Annotated in this window: 16 protein-coding genes; 10 read left to right on the top strand and 6 right to left on the bottom strand. The window is 62.0% G+C overall.

All coding sequences use genetic code 11. The annotated features are described in order from the left end of the window. Window positions 1–90 precede the first annotated feature (90 nt). Window positions 91–3,759 (top strand): DUF748 domain-containing protein, encoded by a 3,669-nt coding sequence (locus tag VJ673_RS19125; RefSeq protein WP_324127752.1) that lies wholly within the window; start codon window positions 91–93, stop codon window positions 3,757–3,759. A gap of 20 nt (window positions 3,760–3,779) precedes the next feature. Then, window positions 3,780–4,094 carry a 4a-hydroxytetrahydrobiopterin dehydratase gene (locus VJ673_RS19130; RefSeq protein ID WP_324127779.1) on the top strand — a complete coding sequence of 105 codons (315 nt, stop codon included), beginning with the start codon at window positions 3,780–3,782 and terminating at the stop codon, window positions 4,092–4,094. Between the two features lie 18 nt (window positions 4,095–4,112). Here VJ673_RS19130 and VJ673_RS19135 read toward each other — a convergent pair whose 3' ends face one another. Beyond that, on the bottom strand, window positions 4,113–5,384 hold the full coding sequence (locus VJ673_RS19135) for an O-acetylhomoserine aminocarboxypropyltransferase/cysteine synthase family protein (protein WP_324127753.1): 1,272 nt from the start codon (window positions 5,382–5,384) through the stop codon (window positions 4,113–4,115). Window positions 5,385–5,644: 260 nt separating this feature from the next. On the opposite strand from VJ673_RS19135, the gene VJ673_RS19140 reads away from it, so the two are divergent. Then, window positions 5,645–6,004 (top strand): hypothetical protein, encoded by a 360-nt coding sequence (locus VJ673_RS19140; protein WP_324127754.1) that lies wholly within the window; start codon window positions 5,645–5,647, stop codon window positions 6,002–6,004. On the opposite strand, the gene pabB is transcribed toward VJ673_RS19140, so the two are convergent. Then, the gene (gene pabB / locus VJ673_RS19145) at window positions 5,998–7,782 is read right to left on the bottom strand and encodes an aminodeoxychorismate synthase component I (RefSeq protein WP_324127755.1); all 1,785 of its coding nucleotides are present in this window, start codon (window positions 7,780–7,782) and stop codon (window positions 5,998–6,000) included. The two genes, VJ673_RS19140 and pabB, sit on opposite strands and share 7 nt — an antisense overlap. Before the next feature lie 235 nt (window positions 7,783–8,017). Between pabB and VJ673_RS19150 the strand changes: the two genes are divergently transcribed. Together VJ673_RS19150 and VJ673_RS19155 are read left to right on the top strand one after the other, a co-directional pair. Next, window positions 8,018–9,274 (top strand): GGDEF domain-containing protein, encoded by a 1,257-nt coding sequence (locus VJ673_RS19150; protein ID WP_324127756.1) that lies wholly within the window; start codon window positions 8,018–8,020, stop codon window positions 9,272–9,274. Between the two features lie 320 nt (window positions 9,275–9,594). Beyond that, window positions 9,595–11,412, top strand: coding sequence for a M61 family metallopeptidase (locus tag VJ673_RS19155; protein ID WP_324127780.1), 1,818 nt, complete (start codon window positions 9,595–9,597; stop codon window positions 11,410–11,412). On the opposite strand, the gene VJ673_RS19160 is transcribed toward VJ673_RS19155, so the two are convergent. Further along, the gene (locus tag VJ673_RS19160; RefSeq protein ID WP_414635674.1) at window positions 11,413–12,804 is read right to left on the bottom strand and encodes an MATE family efflux transporter; all 1,392 of its coding nucleotides are present in this window, start codon (window positions 12,802–12,804) and stop codon (window positions 11,413–11,415) included. It lies immediately after the preceding gene. Between the two features lie 189 nt (window positions 12,805–12,993). Beyond that, complete coding sequence (gene lexA, locus VJ673_RS19165; RefSeq protein ID WP_324127758.1) at window positions 12,994–13,608, bottom strand: transcriptional repressor LexA; 615 nt, start codon at window positions 13,606–13,608, stop codon at window positions 12,994–12,996. A 146-nt stretch (window positions 13,609–13,754) separates the two neighbouring features. Between lexA and VJ673_RS19170 the strand changes: the two genes are divergently transcribed. The 3 genes from VJ673_RS19170 (at window position 13,755) to VJ673_RS19180 (ending at window position 16,851) form a co-directional block, all read left to right on the top strand. Then, window positions 13,755–14,267, top strand: coding sequence for a peroxiredoxin (locus VJ673_RS19170; RefSeq protein WP_324127759.1), 513 nt, complete (start codon window positions 13,755–13,757; stop codon window positions 14,265–14,267). Beyond that, a complete protein-coding gene (locus VJ673_RS19175) occupies window positions 14,233–14,712 on the top strand; it encodes an FKBP-type peptidyl-prolyl cis-trans isomerase (protein ID WP_324127760.1) in 480 nt (159 codons plus the stop codon). Before VJ673_RS19170 ends, VJ673_RS19175 begins: the two co-directional genes overlap by 35 nt. 69 nt (window positions 14,713–14,781) lie before the next feature. Beyond that, window positions 14,782–16,851 (top strand): ABC transporter ATP-binding protein, encoded by a 2,070-nt coding sequence (locus tag VJ673_RS19180; RefSeq protein ID WP_414635675.1) that lies wholly within the window; start codon window positions 14,782–14,784, stop codon window positions 16,849–16,851. A 27-nt stretch (window positions 16,852–16,878) separates the two neighbouring features. Here the strand turns inward: VJ673_RS19180 and VJ673_RS19185 are convergent, their stop codons facing one another. Beyond that, on the bottom strand, window positions 16,879–18,384 hold the full coding sequence (locus VJ673_RS19185) for a transglycosylase SLT domain-containing protein (protein WP_324127761.1): 1,506 nt from the start codon (window positions 18,382–18,384) through the stop codon (window positions 16,879–16,881). 262 nt (window positions 18,385–18,646) lie between these two features. Here VJ673_RS19185 and VJ673_RS19190 point away from each other — a divergent pair, with 262 nt between their 5' ends. Continuing rightward, window positions 18,647–19,615, top strand: a complete 969-nt coding sequence (locus VJ673_RS19190; RefSeq protein ID WP_324127762.1) for a diguanylate cyclase domain-containing protein — start codon at window positions 18,647–18,649, stop codon at window positions 19,613–19,615. Between the two features lie 33 nt (window positions 19,616–19,648). Here VJ673_RS19190 and gloB read toward each other — a convergent pair whose 3' ends face one another. Further along, window positions 19,649–20,446, bottom strand: coding sequence for a hydroxyacylglutathione hydrolase (gloB, locus tag VJ673_RS19195; protein WP_324127763.1), 798 nt, complete (start codon window positions 20,444–20,446; stop codon window positions 19,649–19,651). Here gloB and VJ673_RS19200 point away from each other — a divergent pair. Next, window positions 20,439–21,176, top strand: coding sequence for a class I SAM-dependent methyltransferase (locus VJ673_RS19200; RefSeq protein ID WP_324127764.1), 738 nt, complete (start codon window positions 20,439–20,441; stop codon window positions 21,174–21,176). The two genes, gloB and VJ673_RS19200, sit on opposite strands and share 8 nt — an antisense overlap. The last annotated feature ends 10 nt before the right edge of the window (window positions 21,177–21,186 follow it).

Raw genomic sequence — 21,186 nt, forward strand, 5'->3', positions numbered from 1 at the left:
CCGCCCATATGGTTGATTCACAGCCGCCATGCGGCCTGATAGATTTCCGTCATGGGCTTTCCGACTGATGCCCGTTCCATGGAGCAATGCATGACTGCTGAAGGGAAGGGACACCGCTTGCGTATCGATCGTACTCGCGCCTACCGTGCAGCCAAATGGCTGGCGGGGGGACTCGTTACGATCGCCCTGCTCGGGTTTTTCGTTCTTCCTCCAATCGTTCGCCATTTCGCGGAGAAGGCGATCGCCGAATTCACGGGACGGTCAGCGACCCTTGAAGAAGTCAGCATCAATCCCTTCGCACTGTCGCTCACGGCGCGCGGCGTGCACCTCGCCGAAGCCGATGGGCGGCCCGACGCCTTTTCGCTGAGCAGCCTGTACGTCAATATGGAGGCCGAATCGCTCTTCAGGCTTGCGCCTGTATTACGCGAGGTGCGTATCGAAGCGCCGCAGATCCACGTTGCGCTTCTCGAGGGCGGCCGCCACAGCTGGACTGATGTCGTCGAGAAGATCGCCGCGCGGCCAAAGGATGAGAACGAATCGCCGGCGCTGTTTTCGCTCAACAACCTGCAGCTGATCAACGGCGCGGTGCTCGTGGACGACGAGACGACGGGCGTCAAGCACGAGCTCACGACGATCAATATCGGACTGCCGTTCATTTCCAATCTGCCGGTCAAGGTCGACCTCTTCGTCGAGCCATTGATCTCGGCAACGATCAATGGCCGACCGCTGCATATTTCGGGGCGCAGCCGGCCGTTCAGCACGACACACGAAACCGTCCTCGAATTCAAACTCGATAGTTTCGATCTCACGCCGTATCTGGCATATCTTCCATTCAAACCGTCCTTTCGCGTCCCCTCCGCGCGCCTTTCGACCGAGCTCGAGCTGTCGTTCGCCGAGCCGCAGACCGGCGAACCTGCGGTCGCGCTGAAAGGAACGGCCGGACTCGCCGACTTCCAACTGCAGGACGACGTCGGCAAGCAACTCCTAAAACTCCCGTCGCTCACGGTGACGCTCGTGGACGTCCAGCCGCTGGCCGGGAAGATCCATGTCGGCGAGGTCTCGATGCCCGGCGCCGAAATCGATCTCGCGCGGCTCGACGATGGCCGGCTGAACTTCCAGCGGATACTTCCCACGCCTGCCACTGAAAGTCCCAACGCTCCCAAGCCTGCGGCACCATCTGCGGCGAAACCAGAACCGGTCTTTCTTCTGGACCGTTTCGCCCTCAGCGGAGCGACCCTTCGAATTGAAGATGCCGGTACCGGAAGCGTCCCGTTCCGCACGGAACTGCGCGATCTATCCGTTGAAATCAAGAACCTCGCGAACGCTCCAAACGCGGTCACCGACATATCAGCCGCGTTCGTCACCGACACCGGCGAACGGCTCACGCACGAGGCGAAGCTGAAAGTGGCCGCGCGGGAGATCGAGGGGAAGGTGGTGGCCGAAGGTTTCGGTGTCGGCCGTTATCTGCCGTATTACGCCGACCAGATCCCCGGCGGCGAGATCCGCAATGGGCAGCTTGACGCCAATATTTCCTATGCGGCGAAAGCTGCAGGCGACGACGTGAGCTTCTCCGCGAAGGCCGAATCGATCGCGCTGCGGGACTTCGAGATCGGACTCAGGGGCCAAAAGGGCGCGCTGGCAAAGATTCCGCGTCTCACTGTGAGCGACGTCGTGGTCAATCCCGCCGAGCATACGCTGGGGATCGGGACGATCGAGTCCACGGGAACGGTCATCAACGGTGTCCGCGACAAGAATGGACAATTCGACGCGCTGAGGGTCCTGGGAGACAAGCCTGCCGCCGCCACAGTCCCCGCAAAAGCGCAGCCAAAGGCCGTCGCGAAAGCGTCCGCCAAGGCCGCACCCGCGCCGGTAGCGCCTGTCTGGAGTCTTGCCCTCAACCGGCTCGCCCTGAACAACTGGTCGATCCGCTTCGAGGACCGGACACAGGGTACGCCGATCGTGATGCAGGCCGAGGAGTTCAAGCTCACGGCGGACGGCATCAGCACCGCGAAAGGCGCGACGACTCGTATCGACCTTGCCACACGCGTGAATAAGCGCGGGCGCATCGGGATTACCGGCGGGATTGGGCTCGATCCGCTGAAAGGCGATCTGCGGCTCGACCTGCGCAGCGTCGATCTCCTGCCCCTGCAACCTTACGTTGCCGAGGCCGTGAACATCGCCATTTCCCGCGGCCAGATCACGACCCGCGGTGCGCTCGCCTTCGATCAGAAGCGAGACGGCGCCATCAAGGCAAGCTTCAAGGGCGATATCGGCGTCGACGACTTCGCATCGATCGACAAACTGCAGGCCACCGACTTTGTCCGCTTGCGCCGCCTCGCCGTAACCGGAATCGATCTGCGTACCGAACCACCGGCGCTGGCGGTTGGCGAGATTTCGCTCAACGACTTCTACACCCGCCTCATTCTCGACGAAAAGGGTCGCCTCAACCTGCGGGAAATCCGTGCGCAGGGCGACGGCGACAAGACGGCCCCACCCATGTCGCCCGCCGCGGCGGCAAGTCCTCCCGCCCAGGCCACTGTTCCGCCCCCTCCCGAACCCGTGATGCCGATTGCGATAGGCAAGATCGCCATCCAGAAAGGCAACATCGCCTTCAGCGACCGCTTCATCCGCCCGAACTACGATGCCAATCTGACAGGAATGGAGGGTGAGCTGACCGGATTGTCGTCCGACCCGTCTACGATCGCGAAGCTGGATCTGCGCGGGAAGGTGGACAACAGCGCCCCGGTGACGGTGGCGGGCGAGCTCAACCCGTTCCGGCAAGATCGTTATCTCAAGATCGCGGCCTCGGTGAAGGACTTCGAGCTCACCGGCATCTCGGCCTATTCCGGCAAGTACGTCGGATACGGCATTGCCAAGGGCAAGCTTTCGGCCGATCTCAACTATCGCATCGAGGATCGCAAACTCACCGCCACCAACCGAGTCTTCCTCGATCAACTGACCTTCGGCGACGAGGTCGAGAGTCCCGACGCGCTCAAGGTACCTGTGCGCCTCGCGGTGTCCCTGCTCAAGAACAGCCGTGGGGAGATCGACCTCAGCGTGCCGATCGGCGGCTCGCTCGACGATCCTGAATTCAGCGTGGCTGGAATCGTCTTCAAGGCATTCATCAATCTGATCGGCAAGGCGATTACTTCGCCATTTTCGCTGCTCGGCTCGATGTTCGGTGGCGGTGAGGAGCTCTCGTATATCGACTACGCTCCGGGGCGCGCCAACCTCGAAAAGGCAGCGACCGACAAGATCGCCAATCTCGCACATGCGCTGTCCGACCGCCCCGCGGTCAAGCTCGAAATCACCGGCCGCGCGGACCCGGCGACCGACATCGAGGGGATCAAGCGCGTGTTGCTTGAACGCAAGATCAAGGCGGCTAAACTCAAGGAAATGCTGCGCAGGGGCACTGAGGCGCCTTCGCTCGACGACGTCCCGATCGACGCGACGGAGTATCAGGTCTTCCTGAAGCAGGTTTACCGCGACGCCGATTTCAAGCGCCCGCGCAACGCGATCGGACTGCTGAAGGACCTTCCCGCAGCGGAGATGGAGGCGTTGCTGATGGCGAACACGCCGGTCGACGACAACGCTCTGCGCCAGCTCGCGCAACTGCGCGCCCAAATGGTCAAGGATGCGCTCCTGGCCGAAGGAAAGGTATCGGCAGAACGTATCTTCGTCCTGACCCCTCACATCGGAGGCGGCGACGACGCGAAGGAGGGCGGGGCAGGCCGGCGCACGCTGTTCAGCCTCAAGTAGCGTGACATCCTAGTTGGCGCATTACGACCCAGGAGGACTCCATGATCTCAAGGCTTACCGGCTCCGAACGCCAGGCCGCGCTCGCTGCCTTGCCCTTATGGGCCGAACTCACCGATCGGGACGCAATCCGCCGCTCGCTGCGCTTCAAGGACTTCAACGCGGCCTTCGCGTTCATGACTCGCGTCGCCCTGATGGCTGAAAGGATGGATCACCACCCGGAATGGTTCAACGTCTACAACCGGGTCGAGATCACGCTCAGCACGCACGACGCTGGTGGCTTGAGCGAGCGCGACCTCGCGCTCGCCCGGTTCATCGACGCGGCCGCGCCGGAGTAGGGCGCAGGCCGCGCATGGTCAGGCGGCCGCCAACGCCTGATCCAGGTCCGCGATCAGGTCGTCGATATGCTCGATACCAACCGACAGGCGGATCATGTCTTCCGACACACCCGCGCGCACCAGTTCCTCGGGTGACAGCTGGCGATGGGTGGTCGATGCCGGATGGCAGGCCAGGGTCTTGCAGTCGCCGATATTGACCAGGCGCGTTACCAGCTTCAGCGCATCCTGGAAGCGTCCACCGCCATCACGCCCGCCCTTGACGCCGAACGTCAGAATGCCCGAGGCGCGGCCGCCCATGTAGCGGCGGACGAGCGGATAGTCAGCGTGATCCTCGAGGCCTGCGTAGTTGACCCAGCCGACTTTCGGATGGTCCTTCAGATAGCTCGCGATCTCCACAGCATTGGAGCAGATCCGGTCCATCCGTAGCGCTAGCGTCTCGATCCCCTGAAGGATCAGGAAGGCATTGAAGGGCGAAATCGCCGCACCCATGTTGCGCAGGGGAACGACGCGGGCCCTGGCGATGTAGGCTGCAGGACCGAGCGCTTCCGTATAGACCACACCGTGATACGAAACATCGGGCTCGTTCAGCCGCTTGAAGCGGGCCTTGTGTTCTGCCCACGGGAATTTGCCTGAATCGACGATGATGCCGCCGATCGAGTTGCCGTGGCCGCCCAGGTATTTCGTCAGCGCATGGACGACGATATCGGCTCCGTGTTCGAACGGACGGCAAAGATAGGGCGACGGGACGGTGTTGTCGACGATCACGGGTACGCCATGACGATGGGCGACTTCCGCCAGTTTTTCGAAATCCGTGATATTGCCGAGCGGGTTGCCGACCGATTCGCAATACACGGCTTTCGTGCGGTCGTCGATCAGTCGTTCGAATGCATCCGGATCGCGGTAATCGGCAAAGCGCACTTGGATGCCGTACTGCGGCAGCGTGTGCGCGAAGAGATTGTAGGTGCCGCCATACAGCGTGCTCGACGTCACGATATTGTCGCCGGCTTCCGCAATCGTCATGATGGATGCGGTAATCGCCGCCATGCCCGAAGCCATCGCGAGCGCAGCGATGCCGCCTTCCATTGCGGCAACGCGCTTTTCAAGCACGTCCTGCGTCGGGTTCATGATGCGGGTGTAGATGTTGCCCTGGACCTTCAGGTCGAACAGATCCGCACCGTGCTGCGTGTCGTCGAAAGCATAGGACGTCGTCTGGTAGATCGGCACTGCGACCGCCCGGGTTGTCGGATCGGGCGAGTAGCCGCCGTGTACAGCGAGCGTTTCAAGTTTCATGCGTCGGTCTCCTGATTGGTACGATGCCGCTCTGAATAGTGTGGCAAGTATAGCCACTGGCTGAGTTAATCAAAAACGATGCTATCGGGATACCCAAAATGCAGGATGTTAGTACCCCATATCTGGTAATTCGATGACAATTTTTACCCAAATCGAATTGCGCGGTTAGCCAAAATTCTGCAAACTAAACACCTCAGTAGAGCACGGCAGCAATTAGGTTCGTAGAAACCGGCTGTGATACTTCGCGGGAGGGGGAAGGGATGGAGACGTTGGCGCAGGGCGCAAAGGTGGCGACTTGGCTTGAATTGGCGGTGGCCCCGGAGTGGCGTCGAAATGGATTCAAGGTACGAGTTCATGCCGTCGGGGTCGAGAATGGTGGATGCTATACCATCTCCCTCGATGATCGCTGGCTATGCGTGAGCAATGGCGGAATTACCGTGTTCCATGGCCTGAGTGCCGCGCTCCATTTTTTGAAGCTGCATGGGATCGAGAATTTCGAACCCGGCGAAGCGCTCGACCAACGCTTCGCAAGCAAGGCGGTTCGTTACTGCCTGTGCACCGACAAGGGCAACGCCTTGCTCCGCTGCAGCTGCGCGCAACGCTGCCGCCTCACTCACTGAGACTTCACAAGGCGGGCCGGCACGAGCCCGCGCAAGGCGTTTGACAGGTGGATCACATCGGCTGAGTTCAGATCGGCCAGCGTGAGACGCTTTTCGAACGCCACGCCTTCGTCGAGCAGTTTTCTGCGATAGACCCCATCCAACACGCCGCTGGCGAGTGGTGGGGTGAGCAGATGGCCGTCGCCGCTATCGAGATAGAGGGTCGAGCGGGCGCCTTCCGCGACTTCTCCGTCCTCATTGAGAAAGATCACATCGAAGTGGCCGGCCGCTGTAGCTCTGCGCAATTCCCGGTCGTAGCGTTCGCGGGCAGTTGTCTTGTGTCGTTGCAGCAGGTCGATGCTCGACACGCGCTCCTGCGACAGGATCACGGTGGGAAGGGGGCTCAAGGGGATCGGGTCGAGCGCGACGACAATCACAGAGATCGATCCGTCGGCCGAGAGTTCGAGGCGCACCCTATGTGTGCCGGCGAGATCGGAGGCCGCCTCATCGAGCTTTCGGCATACCGCTTGCCGGTCGAAGACGAAACCGAGTTCCGCAGCCGACCGCTGCAATCTCGCCAGATGCCTTTCGAGCAGCGGATAAGGATCCGGCATCCCGCCTTCACAACGCAAAGTCTCGATGAGGCCGAATGCCGGTTTCAGGTCGGTTGCGAAACGGCCTTTGAGCAGACATTCTGCCCATTCGGAAGCCGCGTCCGAGTCGGCGACGATCCCGCTGCCGATGCCGAGCCGGGCATCGCCGGAGCGCGCGATTTCAAGCGTGCGAATCGGCACGCTGAGACGGAAATCGCCGTCCGGCGCCAGCCATCCCAGGCCGCCGCAGTAAATGCCGCGCGGTTCCTCCTCCAACTCATGGATGATTTCCATCGCGCGGATCTTTGGCGCCCCTGTAATCGAACCGCAGGGGAACAGCGCCCGCAGGATGTCTTCGAATCCCGCGGAAACAGGGGCTGCCGTAACGGTCGAGGTCATCTGCCAGACGCTGGGGTAGGCCTCAACGTCGAACAGACGTTCAACGTGGACGCCACCCGCCGGAACGAGTCTTCCGAGATCGTTACGAATCAGATCGACGATCATGACGTTTTCTGCGCGATTCTTTTCGGAGCCGGCCAGCGCCTCGGCATCACCGTCGCGCGGGGCGGTGCCTTTCATCGGCCGGCAGATTAGACGGTCGCCATGGCGCTCGACGAAGAGTTCGGGGGAGCGCGACAGGATCGTCCCATCAGCGTCGCGTATCAGCGCGCCGTACTTGACGGGTTGGGCATGACGCAGCGCCTTGTATAGCGCTATCGGACTGCCGTAAGCCTGCGCCTGCATCGGGAAGGTGAAATTCACCTGGTAGCAGTCGCCGGCGCCTATCAGCTCCTGAATGCGAGATATCGCTCGGACATACCTTTCAGGCGATAGTGTTGGCGAGATTTTGGCGAGCCCCGCGACTCGCTCATGTTCATCCAGAGCCGAGAGCGAGACTTCGATTCTCGCTGTTGTCTGATCGGCGCCGAGTGCTTTGCAGTCACTGAAAATCCACGCCGTCAGCAAGGGTGCGTCGTGCTGGAGCAACGCATGCAGGCGGGGCTCCAGGGCGTAGCCAAGCTCGTAGCGGAGCTTGAGGGCCGCCCAATGCCCATTCTTGCGTTGCGTTTCGATTCGAGCCAGGACGTCAGCGAGCAGTGCCGGATCATTGCATTCGACACGCTCAACGAGCCCGGTCAGCAGAAAATCGCCCGTCCCGTCCAGGTTATCGTCGAACAATGCAAAACAGCTGGCGTTATCGAACATCGGGGAATCTGCAATGGGAGGATGAGTGCGAGGCCGGGATGGGGAGCCCGAGATCTTACCGCATGCGGCCGAAATCCGGCTGACGGGGCACAGCGCCCCGCAACGGGTGCCCGGCCTGTCCACATAAATCAGATGATTGCAATGATCTGTATGGCATTTTCTGGAGAAAATCGAATATCATTAGTTTTCAGGAAAAACTCCTTTTACCTCACCGCTGAAGGGCTGGTCGCGCCTGATGCTTCGATCCCGCATCGCATTGTCCATTTTTCTCGTGGCGGCATTTTCCGCCCTGACCGCGATCGGTCTGTGGATGCTCGACGGGGTGCTCGCCGCCGGAGAGATCGATCAACGCTCAAGCCCCGCCGACAGCATCTTTCTGCCGTTTCTGCTTGTCTCCCTGACCTTGCTTGCGTTTGTCGTGGCGTGGGCGATCTGGCCGCTACTACGCGCGCGCAGTAGCTCTCAACTTTATTTCCTTCGAGGCGATTTCGGAGGGCGGCGCGGACGTGGTCGGCACGGGGGGAGTTCGGACGAGCGAACACGGGGCGAAGTCGCCAACTGCTTTTTCCCGATCAGCGAATACTCCCTCGAAACCTACAAGGCGGCGATGGATCATGCTCCAGCCGCAATCACCATCACCAACTCGCGCGGACGCATCGAATACGCCAACGACGCCTTCGTGAAGAGCTCGGGTTACGAGCGGGAGGAAATCATCGGCCGCAGTCCCGCAATGTTCCAGTCGGGACATACCGATGCCGCCGTGTACCGCAGTCTCTGGCAGACAATCCTGTCCGGCCACGTGTGGCGCGGCGAGGTGCTGAATCGCCGTAAGAATGGGGATGAATGTTGGGACAACATCGCCATCTCACCGCTGCGGGATCGCTTCGGCCGGATTTCGCATTTTGTCGCGGTGCGCGAAGACGTCACCGAACGAAAAGGGCGGGAGGAAGACTTGCGTCAGCTTGCACAAATCGATCCGCTGACTGGAATCGGCAACCGACGCTTCCTGCTCGAACGGGCCCAACACGAACAGATGCGAGCCCAGCGGTTTGGAAGCCCCCTGTCGGTACTGCTGCTCGACATTGACCATTTCAAACAGATCAACGATCGGCACGGGCATGCAGCCGGCGACGAAACGATCTGCCAGGTTGCTCGTGCCTGCGTCGAGAGCGTGCGCGAGATCGACGTCGTCGGGCGCTATGGCGGGGAGGAATTCGTGATCGTGCTGCCGGGGACGGACCTCGACGGGGCGCGAGAACTTGCCGAGCGTCTTCGCATCGCCATTGCCGGTATCGCCTTGCGTGGGTCCGACGGCAATCCTTTTGAGTTGACCGCTAGCATCGGCGTGGCCACCTACGGACCCGGCGACGAACTGGAATATCTCCTGGCGGCAGCAGATGCGGCTCTCTATCGTGCAAAGAGTCTTGGGCGAAACCGAGTCGTCGCCGTTAGCGACGGTTTCGAACTGAAAGGCCGTCCGGACGCCAATTGACGCTTATCCCCACGGGGCGTGAGCAGTACTGTGGACAAGGTGTTGGTGCGGGCGGTAGATGGCTGAAACAAAAGGAAAAGATTTGATTGCCTAAAATTCAGGCAATATTACAAAGACATTAATTGGCAGTCCTCGCAGATATCCCCAAGCGTCGTGAGCAGCTTTGTGGATAACTTGTGGGGATGGCGGCTTTTCCCATGAGCCACAAGGGAGTGTTGCGGTTGCGCAAAAATGAGGCATCCGCGCAACGGGTGCTGTTGCTGAGCAGGGCCGCGCGACGGGCTAGAATGACAGCCTTTCCGCTTGAGCCCGCGTGCACGATGCCAACGCCCGGTCCTTCTCCCGTTCGCTATTCGATCATCCCCGTCAATCCCGAAGCCCATTTGTTCGAGGTCAGCTGCACGGTCGCCGATCCGGATCCGTCCGGGCAAGTATTCCGCCTGCCCGCATGGATTCCAGGGAGCTACATGATTCGCGAGTTCGCGCGAAACATCGTCACCCTTCACGCGACATCCGCGCGCAGGCCGGTTGCGATCGAAAAGCTCGACAAGCACACTTGGCGCGCAGAAGCGCTACAGGAGGGGGAGGCGCTGACCCTGAGCTACGTCGTCTACGCCTGGGATCTTTCGGTGCGCGCCGCTCATCTCGACACGACCCACGGTTTCTTCAATGGCACGAGCGTGTTTCTCGCCGTCGACGGTCGAACGGATCGCCCTTGTCTTGTTGAACTGCTGCCTCCGGGGAGAGAGCTGCTGAAGACATGGAGGGTTGCTACCACTCTCCCTCGAGCGATCGACGAGCCTGGTGCGGCGCTTGCGATGGGCTTCGGACTCTACCGCGCCGACAGTTACGATGAATTGGTCGATCATCCTGTTGAAATGGGGACGTTCGATCACGTGTCGTTCGAGGCGGGCGGGACGTTGCACGAGATCGCCATTACAGGACGTCATGACTGCGATACGGAGCGTCTCTGCAAGGATTTGTCGCGAATCTGTAGCTGGCAGATCGACCTTTTCGGACAGCCTGCACCGGTTCAACGATACTTGTTCCTGACGATGATCGTCGGCGATGGTTACGGCGGGCTCGAGCATCGTTCGTCGACCGCGCTTCTGGCGAGCCGGGCCGATCTGCCCTACCGGGGAATGAACGGCGAGCCGGACGGCTACAAGAACTTCCTGGGCCTTTGCAGCCACGAATATTTCCATACGTGGAACGTCAAGAGAATCAAGCCCGCGGCCTTTACGCCCTATGACTTGGCGAACGAGAATTACACCCGACTACTCTGGGCATTCGAAGGGTTTACGTCCTATTACGATGACCTCGCCCTGGTGCGCTCAGGCGTCATTGCGATCGAGGATTATCTGGGGCTGCTCGGCAAGACCATTTCAGGCGTTCTTCGCACGAGCGGCCGACTGAAGCAGAGCGTGGCCGAGTCGTCCTTCGACGCCTGGATCAAGTATTACCGGCAGGACGAAAATGCCCCGAATGCGATCGTCAGCTACTACGCGAAGGGCGCGCTGATCGCGCTCGCACTCGATCTGCAGTTACGGAAGGCAAGCGAGGGACGGGTGAGCCTCGACGACGTCATGCGTCTGCTTTGGCTCCGGCACGGTCTGACGGGAGAGGGCGTGCCCGAGGATGGTTTGTTCGCGCTCGTCCGGGAGGTTGCAGAGCGTGGGGCGGTCGGAAGCGGGCGACGCATCGGTCGTTGGCTGCGCGAGGCGGTCGAGGGCACAGACGACCTTCCGCTGGAAAAACTGCTCAAGCCCTTCGGCATCGCGTGGCAGGCGGAAACGAGCGCCAAGGGGCCCACGTTGGGGATAAAGCTCGCGGCAGGCATCGGAGAGGCGAAGCTCGCAAACGTATTCGACAAGGGGCCTGCCCAACGGGCAGGCTTGTCGGCAGGAGACGTTCTGATCGCCGTCGACGGCCTCAAGATCAGCGGCGGCAGTCTGGACGCGACGATCGCGCGGCGCGCAGTCGGTGAGCACCTCAAGATTCACGCATTCCGGCGAGACGAGCTGATGGAGTTCGATGTGACGCTGGAGGCGGCGCCGGCTGATACGATCAAGCTCGCACCGGCTAAGCGCCCGTCTCCGACGATGGGGACTTTGCGCAAGGGGTGGCTGGGCGCGTGATCAGGCCGCTCGCGCTTGCTGTTCCGATGAGAGCGTTGTTTGCAGGCGACGGGTGATCATTCGCAGCAAGGCTCCGAACAGGATCGACGCAAGCACGGTCGAAACCACCCCGGCTTCCCAGAAGCCTGCAACGCTGGGCGCCTGTTCGCGGCCGGGGGCATGAAAGGCGAGCCAGTATCCTCCGGTCAACCCCACGCCCCAAAAGCATATGGCGTGCATCAGCATCGGCACAAAAGTCACCTTGTAGCCACGGAGCGCATGCGCGGCGACGGTCTGGACGGCATCGAAAACCTGATAGATGCACACATAGAAGATCAGGGCCAGCGCGACGGTGCGCACTGCCGGATCATCGGAGAACAGGCCTATCACGCGTTCCCGCGCCAGCCATAGACTGATGCCGATAACCGACACGAGCGCCGAGGTCAGGAACATTCCGACGCGCACGGTCGCGCGGGCGCGGGCCCACTCGCGCGCGCCTGCAGCCTGGCCGACCAGCACGAGGGTCGCAATGGACATCGCCAGAGGCAGCATGTAGACCAGCGCGGCGAGGTTGGCAACGACGCGGTGACCCGCCACCGACCCTGCGCCCAGGCGGGCGGCAAACAAGGACACCAGCGTAAACGAGGAAACCTCGATGAAGGTGGAGAGGCCCATCGGGGTACCGAGGCGAAGCAGGGCGAGGAGTTCCGTCCGGCGCGGCCCATGCCAATTGGCCAGCAGCCGATACGGCCGGTAGGACGGATTGCGGAGGAGGTAGACCGTGGCGCAGCTGAGTCCCAGCCAGTTCACGCAGGCGGTCGAGATGCCGCTACCGAGTACGCCGAGGGGCGGCAGCCAGAGGTGGCCATGCACGAGCGCCCAGGCGAGCGGAATGTGCGTCATCGCGACGGTCAGGCTGATGACCATCAGTACACGCGGCCTCCCCAGTGCGTTGTTGAACGCATAGAAGGTGCGATACAGCAGCACGGCCGGAAGTCCGGCGGCTGTGGCGAGCAGATATCCGCGCGTCCGCGCTCCGACATCGGCGGGAACGCCGCTCACTTCGAGCAAACGATCAGGGAACGCAAGCAGGATCATGCCCGGGACGGCGAGCATCACGGCAAGCCACAGGCCTTGCTGGAGTGTCGGGCCGATGTCCGCGACCCGCCCGGCGCCGTAATGATGAGCCACGGTCGGTGCGACCGCCTGCAGCACACCGACGAGGAGCATCACGACGGAAATATAGAGCCCACTCCCGACTGCGACAGCTGCGAGGTCGCGGGTACCGAAGCGGCCGACGATCACGGTGTCGGCAACCATCATGCTCATGGACAACAACTGGGCAATCAACACGGGCCAAGCCTGATGGAGCAGGCGGCGGGCAATGCCCGAAGACGAGTCTGGTGAGCTCACGGATTATGGACGAGTTGGAGAGCGAGGGGCCGGAGGCTGGCCGTCTGGCGGGAAGGGACCCAGTCTAGCCAAATTGGGCAACAGGTTGCCATGGGCAAGCAGCGCGCTGTGGTCGGATCGCCGACGACACGTTGAGGTGCTCGAAGTCGGCAAGCGGCAGCGGCACGTCGCCGCCTGCTTCATTCGGCCTTACTGCAGCCCGTTGCGTAGCAGGCCGACTGCGACGCCTTCGATGACAAGTGGTTCGGCGCGCGTATCGACGACGATCGGCTGAAAATCGGGATTCGCCGGCAAGAGGCTGACTATCGGTCCGTTTCTGGCGAAGGTCTTGACGGTCACGTCGTCGTTAACCCGAGCCACGACGATCTGACCGTCCCGTGCCTCGGGACTGCGATGAACCGCCAGCAGGTCGCCGTCCAGAATGCCGGCATCGCGCATGCTCATGCCGCGCACGCGCAGCAGGTAGTCTGCACGCGGGGAAAACAGCGACGGGTCGACCTGGTGACGCGCTTCGACGTGTTCCACCGCAAGAATTGGGCTACCGGCCGCGACTCGACCGATCAGTGGCAGACCAAGTCCTTCGGCTAGGCGGATACCGCGTGCGCGTCCTTCCTCGAGCAGGATCGCGCCTTTGGCCGCGAGCGCGCGAAGATGACTCTCTGCCGCATTCGGGGAACGAAAGCCGAACGCTGTACACACCTCCGCGCGAGTCGGAGGACGCCCTTCGGATTCAACCGTCTGGCGAATGAATTCAAGGATCTCGGACTGGCGGGCGGTGAGCCCTTGCTCGTGGCTCATCATCATATCTCCATTTAAACTGTATTTTTAAACAGTTGTCCTGAATTCGCAAGCCCGAAAATGAGTTCGAAACGGTATGGCGCAAGAACGGTGACGCGAGTAGAGTTCGCCTCGTGTCTCGGCTAGAATCCAATGCACGTCAGGGAGATCACATGCTGCAGATCGGTGACATTGCTCCAGCGTTTTCATTGCCTGATGCGGACATGGAAACGTTCGACCTCGCCGCTGAACGCGGCAGACATCATGTGGTCCTCTACTTTTACCCCCGCGACAACACGCCGGGATGCACCTTGCAGGCCGCCGACTTCAGTGACCATGAAGACGAGTTTGCCCGCCACGATTGCATCGTGATCGGTGTCAGTCCCGACGATTGCCTGACCCACGCCGAGTTTCGTGATCAGCACGGGCTGTCCGTACGTCTTCTTTCAGACGTCGAGACGGAGGTCTGCCGGCTCTATGATGTCTGGCAACCCAAGGAAGTCGACGGTGTGAAAAAGATGAGCGTGGTGCGGACGACCTTCGTCATCGACAAGGAAGGCACCGTCCGCCACGCGCTCCGCGACGTTGCAGCCCGCGGCCACGTGGCCGGGGTCTTCGAACTGGTCAGGAATCTGGAAGCAGAGAAAAGAAATGGAAATCGTCAAGAACACTGTCGTAACGCTTAAGTACACGGTCGTCGACCCCGACGGCAACATAATCGATGACGGCAATCAGCCGCTCGTTTACCTCCACGGTGGTTACGACGGCATCTTCCCGACGCTGGAAGAGGCACTGCACGGCAAGAAGGTCGGCGATCAGCTGAAGGTCAAGCTTCAGCCCGAAGATGCGTTCGGCGACTACGATGAAGAATTGGTGCTGGTCGAGGACGTCAGCCAGTTCCCCGAAAACATCGAGGTGGGCATGTCCTTCGAGCGCGTCACCGACGACGGCGAAGAAGACATGCTATATCGCATCACCGACATCGCCGACGGCAAAGTCGTCGTTGACGGCAACCATCCTCTGGCCGGTACCGCGCTGGTCTTCGACATTACCGTCGCCGAGGTGCGCAAGGCAACGGCCGAAGAACTGTCGCACGGTCATGTGCACGGTGCCGGCGGACATCATCACTGATCGTTCCGACCGATCGGTAAAGGGGGCCGCGCAAGCGGCCCTTTTTTTGACCTATTCCTCCTCGTGCCGATGACCGCTCTATCAGCGTCCGCTTCTTCCGCAACCGCAGGTCGTCAAACTGCTGGAACGGTCCTTGTCGAAGTCGAGGACCTTCGGGTCAGGATCGGGGCAGGGGAGTTACCAATTCGTCCGGTCGACGGCGTCGGATTTTCGATCGCGGCAGGCGAAACCTTCGCCTTGCTCGGAGAGTCCGGCTGCGGGAAATCGATGACAGCGCTCGCGCTTCTCAGGCTTCTTCCCGATGGCGGCCGCGTGGAAGCCGGGAAAATCCGGTTTGGCGGCGTCGAGTTGCTGGCGCAAACCGAGGCGCAGATGCGTGACGTGCGCGGCAGGCGAATCGGAATGATCTTCCAGGAGCCGTCGACAAGCCTCAATCCGGTGATGACGGTGATGGCGCAGATCGGCGAAGTGCTGGACCGCCACCGGGGCATGCGCGGTGCCACGGCGAGGCTCGAGGCGCGGCGACTGCTGGAATCGGTCGGGATTCCGGACGCGGAACGACGCCTCGACGATTACCCGTTCCAGTTTTCCGGCGGGATGAAGCAGCGGGTGATGATCGCGATGGCGCTCGCCGGCAAGCCGGAACTCCTCATCGCCGATGAGCCGACGACGGCGCTGGACGTGACAATCCAAGCGCAGGTGCTCGATCTGCTTGCTCAGCTCCAGGCAGAGCGCGGTATGGGGATGCTCCTGATTACGCACGATCTCGGCGTCGTCGCGGGAATGGCGCATCGCATCGGGGTCATGTACGCGGGCGAACTCGTGGAGATCGCGAATCGTTCGGACTTCTTTCGGCGTCCGCTGCATCCCTATTCGCGTAAGCTGTTCGCCGCGCTGCCGACCGAAGGACAGCGTGGTCACCGGCTATCAGCTCTGCCTGGTCACGTTCCGCCGCTCGACCGTGGATTTGTCGGATGCCGCTTCGCGGACCGCTGCCCCCAGGCGTTCGAGCGCTGCCACGGTGAGGCGCCGGCTTGGCACCCGCTTGAAGGGCAGGAGGTGCGTTGTCATCTCTATGAGCCAGGTTCGGAACGGAACGCGGAAGTACCGGCGGGGGCATCCTCCGAACGCTTTAGGGAGGCCGCTTCCGGTTCGCGTCCCGTGCTCGACGTGCGTGAGCTGAAGGTCCACTTTCCCGTCCGCAAGGGCTTGTTGAGACGCGAGGTTGCGAGCGTCAAGGCCGTGGATGGGATCAATCTGCAAGTGATGCCCGGGCGTACGCTTGCGCTCGTGGGGGAGTCGGGTTGCGGCAAGACCACCGCCGGCAAGGCGATCCTGAAACTGATTGCTCCGACCGATGGTGAAGTGCTGTTGGACGGGAAGCGCTTGGCCGCACTGTCGGGCTCGGCCTTGAGGGAGGCGCGGAGGGAGTTCCAGATGGTCTTCCAGGATCCGTTCGCGTCGTTGAATCCGCGAATGCGCGTGGGCGAGATCATTGAAGAGGGGATGATGGCGCTCGGCGTCGAACGCGACGCGCGATCGCGGACGCAGCGCGTGGAGGCACTGTTGCAGCGTGTGGGACTGCGCTCCGAAATGAAGCTGCGCCATCCGCACGAGTTTTCCGGCGGACAGCGGCAGCGCATCGCCATTGCGCGTGCCTTGGCGGTCTCGCCGAAGCTCATTATCTGCGACGAACCGACCAGTGCGCTGGATGTGTCGGTTCAGGCACAGATCCTGAACCTCATGCGGGACCTGCAGAGCGAACTGGGCCTTGCCTACCTGTTCATCACCCACAATCTCGGCGTGGTGAACTGGCTTGCTCACGACGTCGCGGTGATGTATTTGGGCCGCATTGTGGAGCGCGGGCCGGTCGATGCGGTCCTGGGCGCCCCGGCGCACCCCTACACGAGTGCGCTGCTTGCTGCCGTGCCGGATATCGAGCGTGACAAGCCGATTACTGCATCCGGCGCTTCGCGCAGGGGGGGCGGAGCCGAAGACCTTCCGTCACCCCTCAAGCCGCCGGCCGGTTGCCATTTTCATCCTCGCTGTCCGCGTGCGACAGATATCTGCCGCCAGCAGTATCCGGACGAAACACAACGCGGACCGGGACATGCAGTGCGTTGCCACTGGCCGATATAGGAGGGTGCGATCGGCTCTCGGCGCTAGTTAATGCTTGTGCTTCTTTTTCGGTTCCGCCGACTGCTTAGCACCCTTCGCCGCTTTGGGCGTCGCTGCGGCTGCTTTAGGCGTGGCGTCGGTTGGATGAGAGCTGCTCTTCGCCGTGGACGCGGCCTTGCCACTTGCGGCATGGGTTGTCGAGTGCTTCGAAGTTTCGGCCTTTCCGGGCTTCTTGGTACTTGCGCCCTTGGCCCCGCGCTTTGCGGGTTTTTCGGGTGCCGGCGGGGGAAGGGTGCTGCGATCGGTTGCCATCGCGCGCGGGATCAGACGCGCCGCGGCTAGCGCTCCTGCAGCCTCGACGCCCTCGGGGACGAGGAGCGTGTAGCCGGCGCTGACCCGACTCCGTGCATCCAGGCCATTGATCTGCTGCAACTCACCCAGAGAAAGTCCGAAATTTCGCGCCACGGACGCCAACGTTTCGCCGCGCTGCAGTTCGTGGGTACGCCATTTCTTACCTGACGCTTCGTGCTCGGCAAGGCGGAGCTGGAACCTTTCAGCGCGATCGACCGGAATCACGAGTTTTTCGGCCTGCGCGATCGCCGGGCGGTTGTGGCTCGGGTTGAGCGCCATGAATTCGTCGAGCGGCATTTCCGCGTATTTCGCGGCGGTCGCCAGATCGATCCCACCGGGGGTCTCGATCGTCACGAAATGCTGACTATTCGGGACGTAGGGCAGCTCGAAGTGAAAGAGTTCGGGGCGCGCAACGATGTTCTTGAGGGCCTGCAGCTTGGGGACATAGTTGCGCGTTTCTTCGGGCATCCGCAGGCTGCTGTAGTCCGCCGGCAGGCCTTCGTTCTGGTTGCGCTGCACGGCACGCGCCACGGCGCCTTCGCCCCAGTTGTAGGAGGCCAACGCGAGATGCCAGTCGCCGTGCATTTCGTAGATCGTCTGCAGGTAATCGAGCGCCGCGTTGGTCGAGGCAACGACGTCGCGCCGCTCGTCGACCCACTTGTCCTGCACGAGGTTGTAGTTGCGGCCCGTAGACGGGATGAACTGCCACAGCCCCGAGGCCTTCGCGCGTGAATAGGCCATCGGGTTGTAGCTGCTTTCCACCATGGGGAGCAGTGCCAGTTCGGTAGGAAGGCCGCGCCGTTCGAGTTCGGCGACGATGTAGTAAAGATAGCGGCCGCCCCGTTCGAACACCTTCTTGAGAAAACCCGGACGGTTCAGATAGAAGGCCTGCTGCTCGGCGACCAGGTCCGTGTCGAGGTCGGTCATGCCGAAGCCGCGCCGGATGCGGTCCCAGATGTCGTTCGCTTCGCGCGTGAGGTCCAGCGTGAGGACGCGGGGCGTCGGATCGCGCAGTTCCTGCACTTGATAGGGGGAGGCCGAGATGCCTTCGGCGCTGCGGGAGGCGGACGGTAGCCGCAAGCCGCGAATTTCCTGAGATGTCGATATTTCCGGGGATGGGGCGACGGGCGTCGGCTCCAGCGCCTGATCGTCATCGGCGTGCGCCAATGAAGTGAATTGGGCAAGCGCCGAGAGAATCATCATCAACAGGAATCGTGCGAGAGATCCCGACATGAATCCGGTGCTCGTTCGAGAAAAGACGTGGACTCTATGGCAGGCAGGGGGGAGCGTCAAACCCGATTTGCAGTCCTGGCAAGTCCTGCGTCGCGTGCCGGCGCAAACCATCGGCATGCTTCGCCACCATCCATTCGTATAGACGTGCAAATCGTAAGGAAATTCGCGACACCCGGGCGCTAAGTTGATAGGATTGCGAGGTTTTGATCAACGGGTTAGCGTTGCGCAGCCGATGAAGGCTCTCATCATCGAAGATACCGTCACGAGTGCCACCCTGGTCTGCCATTCGCTCGGCAGGATGGGGCTCGAGACCGTGCACGCGCGCGACGGCACGGCCGGGATCGAAGCCTTCAAGCGGGAACGACCGGATCTAGTACTACTCGACATCGTAATGCCCGGCATGGACGGGTTTGAGGTCGCCCAGCGGATCCGTCAGCTTGAGAAGGATGGCGAATGGACGCCGATCATCTTTCTCTCGGCGCGAACGAGTGACGAGGACCTCGAGCGCGGGATCGCGGTGGGCGGCGACGACTACCTAGCGAAGCCGGTTTCAGAGGCGGTGCTGAAAGCCAAGGTGCGTGCAATGCAGCGGATTGCGCAGATGCGATATTCGCTGCTGGTGCTGACCCGGAAGCTGGATGAGGCGAATCGCGAACTCACTCGCATCTCGTCATTCGACGGCCTCACGGGGATCGCGAACCGCCGCACATTCGATACGACGCTGCTGCGCGAATGGCGTCGCAGCGCTCGGGTCGGTTCGCCGTTGTCGCTGCTAGTCATCGATGTCGATTGCTTCAAGCAGTTCAACGACGCATACGGACATCAGGTCGGCGATGAGTGTCTGAAGGCGGTCGCGCGCTCGCTGTCGTGCAACACGCGGCGCCCGGCTGATCTGGTCGCGCGCTATGGTGGCGAGGAGTTTGCCGCGGTCCTTCCTGATACCGACCAGGAGGGCGCCGAAAGTGTTGCGGAAGCGATGCGCAGAAGCATCGAGGAGCTTGCGATCACGCATCGCCATTCGTCCGCAGCACCGGTTGTCACCATCAGTGTCGGCATCGCAACAACGACGCCCGACCGCGCCGACGACGGCGGTTTCGCGAGTCTGCTCAAGTGCGCCGACCAAGCGCTTTACGGTGCCAAGGGCAATGGCCGCAACCGGTGGAATGCCACCCGCTGCGGCGATCTTGTGACGCCGGTCTAGCCGCCTCTCCGGCCTGGCGCGCGTTCCCGATGCTCAGAAGACATCCTTCCACCGCCGGAGGGCGGCGAAGCATTCGCCGGCGTCCTGCGGTCGGGTTCCGGCATGCGCGGTAACGGCGCGCACGACCTCCTCGATATGAGTCCGCAGGAAGGGGTTGATCTCGCGCTCGCGTTCCATCGTGGTCGGCAGCGTGGGTCGGCCGGCTGCACGCAGGAACTCGCATTCCTTCCTGACGCGCTCGCGTTCGGCGTTCTCGGGCTCGGCGTGCCGGGCAAAATCGAGGTTGGCGAGGGTGTATTCATGCGCGCAGTACACCCGCGTTTCTCCGGGCAGACCAGCCAGCCGCTGCAGCGACTCATGGAGCTCGGAGGCCGTGCCACCGAGCAGCCGTCCGCAGCCGCTGCTGAAGAGCGTATCACCCGGAAACAGGATCCACGGCGCGAGATAGGCAATATGCGTGGCGGTGTGCCCTGGCACTTCGAGCACGTCGAAGCGGATATCGAGGGCCTCGAGGATGATCTCGTCGCCTTCGCGCACCGGGTTCGTAACGCAGGGGATATTTGCGTCAGCGGGACCGTATACTGCCGGCGCGTGCCGTTGCACGAGTTCGGCAACGCCGCCGATGTGGTCGGCGTGGTGGTGGGTGATCAGGATCGCGTCGAGACGCAGCCCTTGCTGGAGAAGGGCAGCTTCGACGACGGCGGCGTCGCCGGGATCGACGACCGCTGCAGCCCCGTCGCGGCGCAGCAGCCAGATGTAGTTATCGCGGAATGCGGGAAGAGGGATAATGTCGCAGCTGCGGATTTTGGGGTGCTGATTCTTCATGACCATCCTCAGTCTTTCTGACTGGCTTGAATGCCCGCAAGGACAATACCTGCTGCAGTGGGAGCAAGCCAAGTTCGATTTGATGGTATCGGACATCTTCGGCTACAACGCGGTCCAGATCGGCCTGCCGCAGCACGACTTTTTGCGCAGCAACCGGATCCCGTTCAGGTTGGCATGCGCGCAGTCCGGCCGGTGCGGCATCGTCGCGGACCCCGATGCGCTACCGTTCGCAACGGCCAGTGTCGATCTCGTGCTGCTGCCCCACGTGCTCGAGTTTTCGCAGAGGCCGCACCACGTGCTGCGCGAGGTCGAGCGGGTACTGGTTCCCGAGGGCAGCGTCATCATCAGCGGATTCAATCCCTTCAGTCTTTGGGGACTGCGTCGCTTGATCGCACGGGGGCGCGGTCATTACCCGTGGTGCGGGCAGTATCTGTCGGTCCGGCGCGCGAAGGACTGGTTGGCGCTGCTGGGGTTCGAGACACAGGGTGGCAGTTTCGGTTGCTATGCGCCACCGTTCACGCATGCGACCTCACTGGAGCAGTGGCGGTTCATGGACAAGGCAGGGGATCGGTGGTGGCCGATTTGCGGCGGCGCTTACATCCTTCAAGGGATCAAGCGGGTGCAGGGGATGCGGCTGATCATGCCCAACTGGCGTGATAGCCGTGCCACAACGAAGCGGCTTTCTCCGGTCGCGCAGCGCGGCCGGGAAGTGCACGGCATACAGAAGACGGAATAACGGAAGAGGT

This window comes from Aromatoleum sp., from assembly GCF_035254505.1.
Classification (GTDB): domain Bacteria; phylum Pseudomonadota; class Gammaproteobacteria; order Burkholderiales; family Rhodocyclaceae; genus Aromatoleum.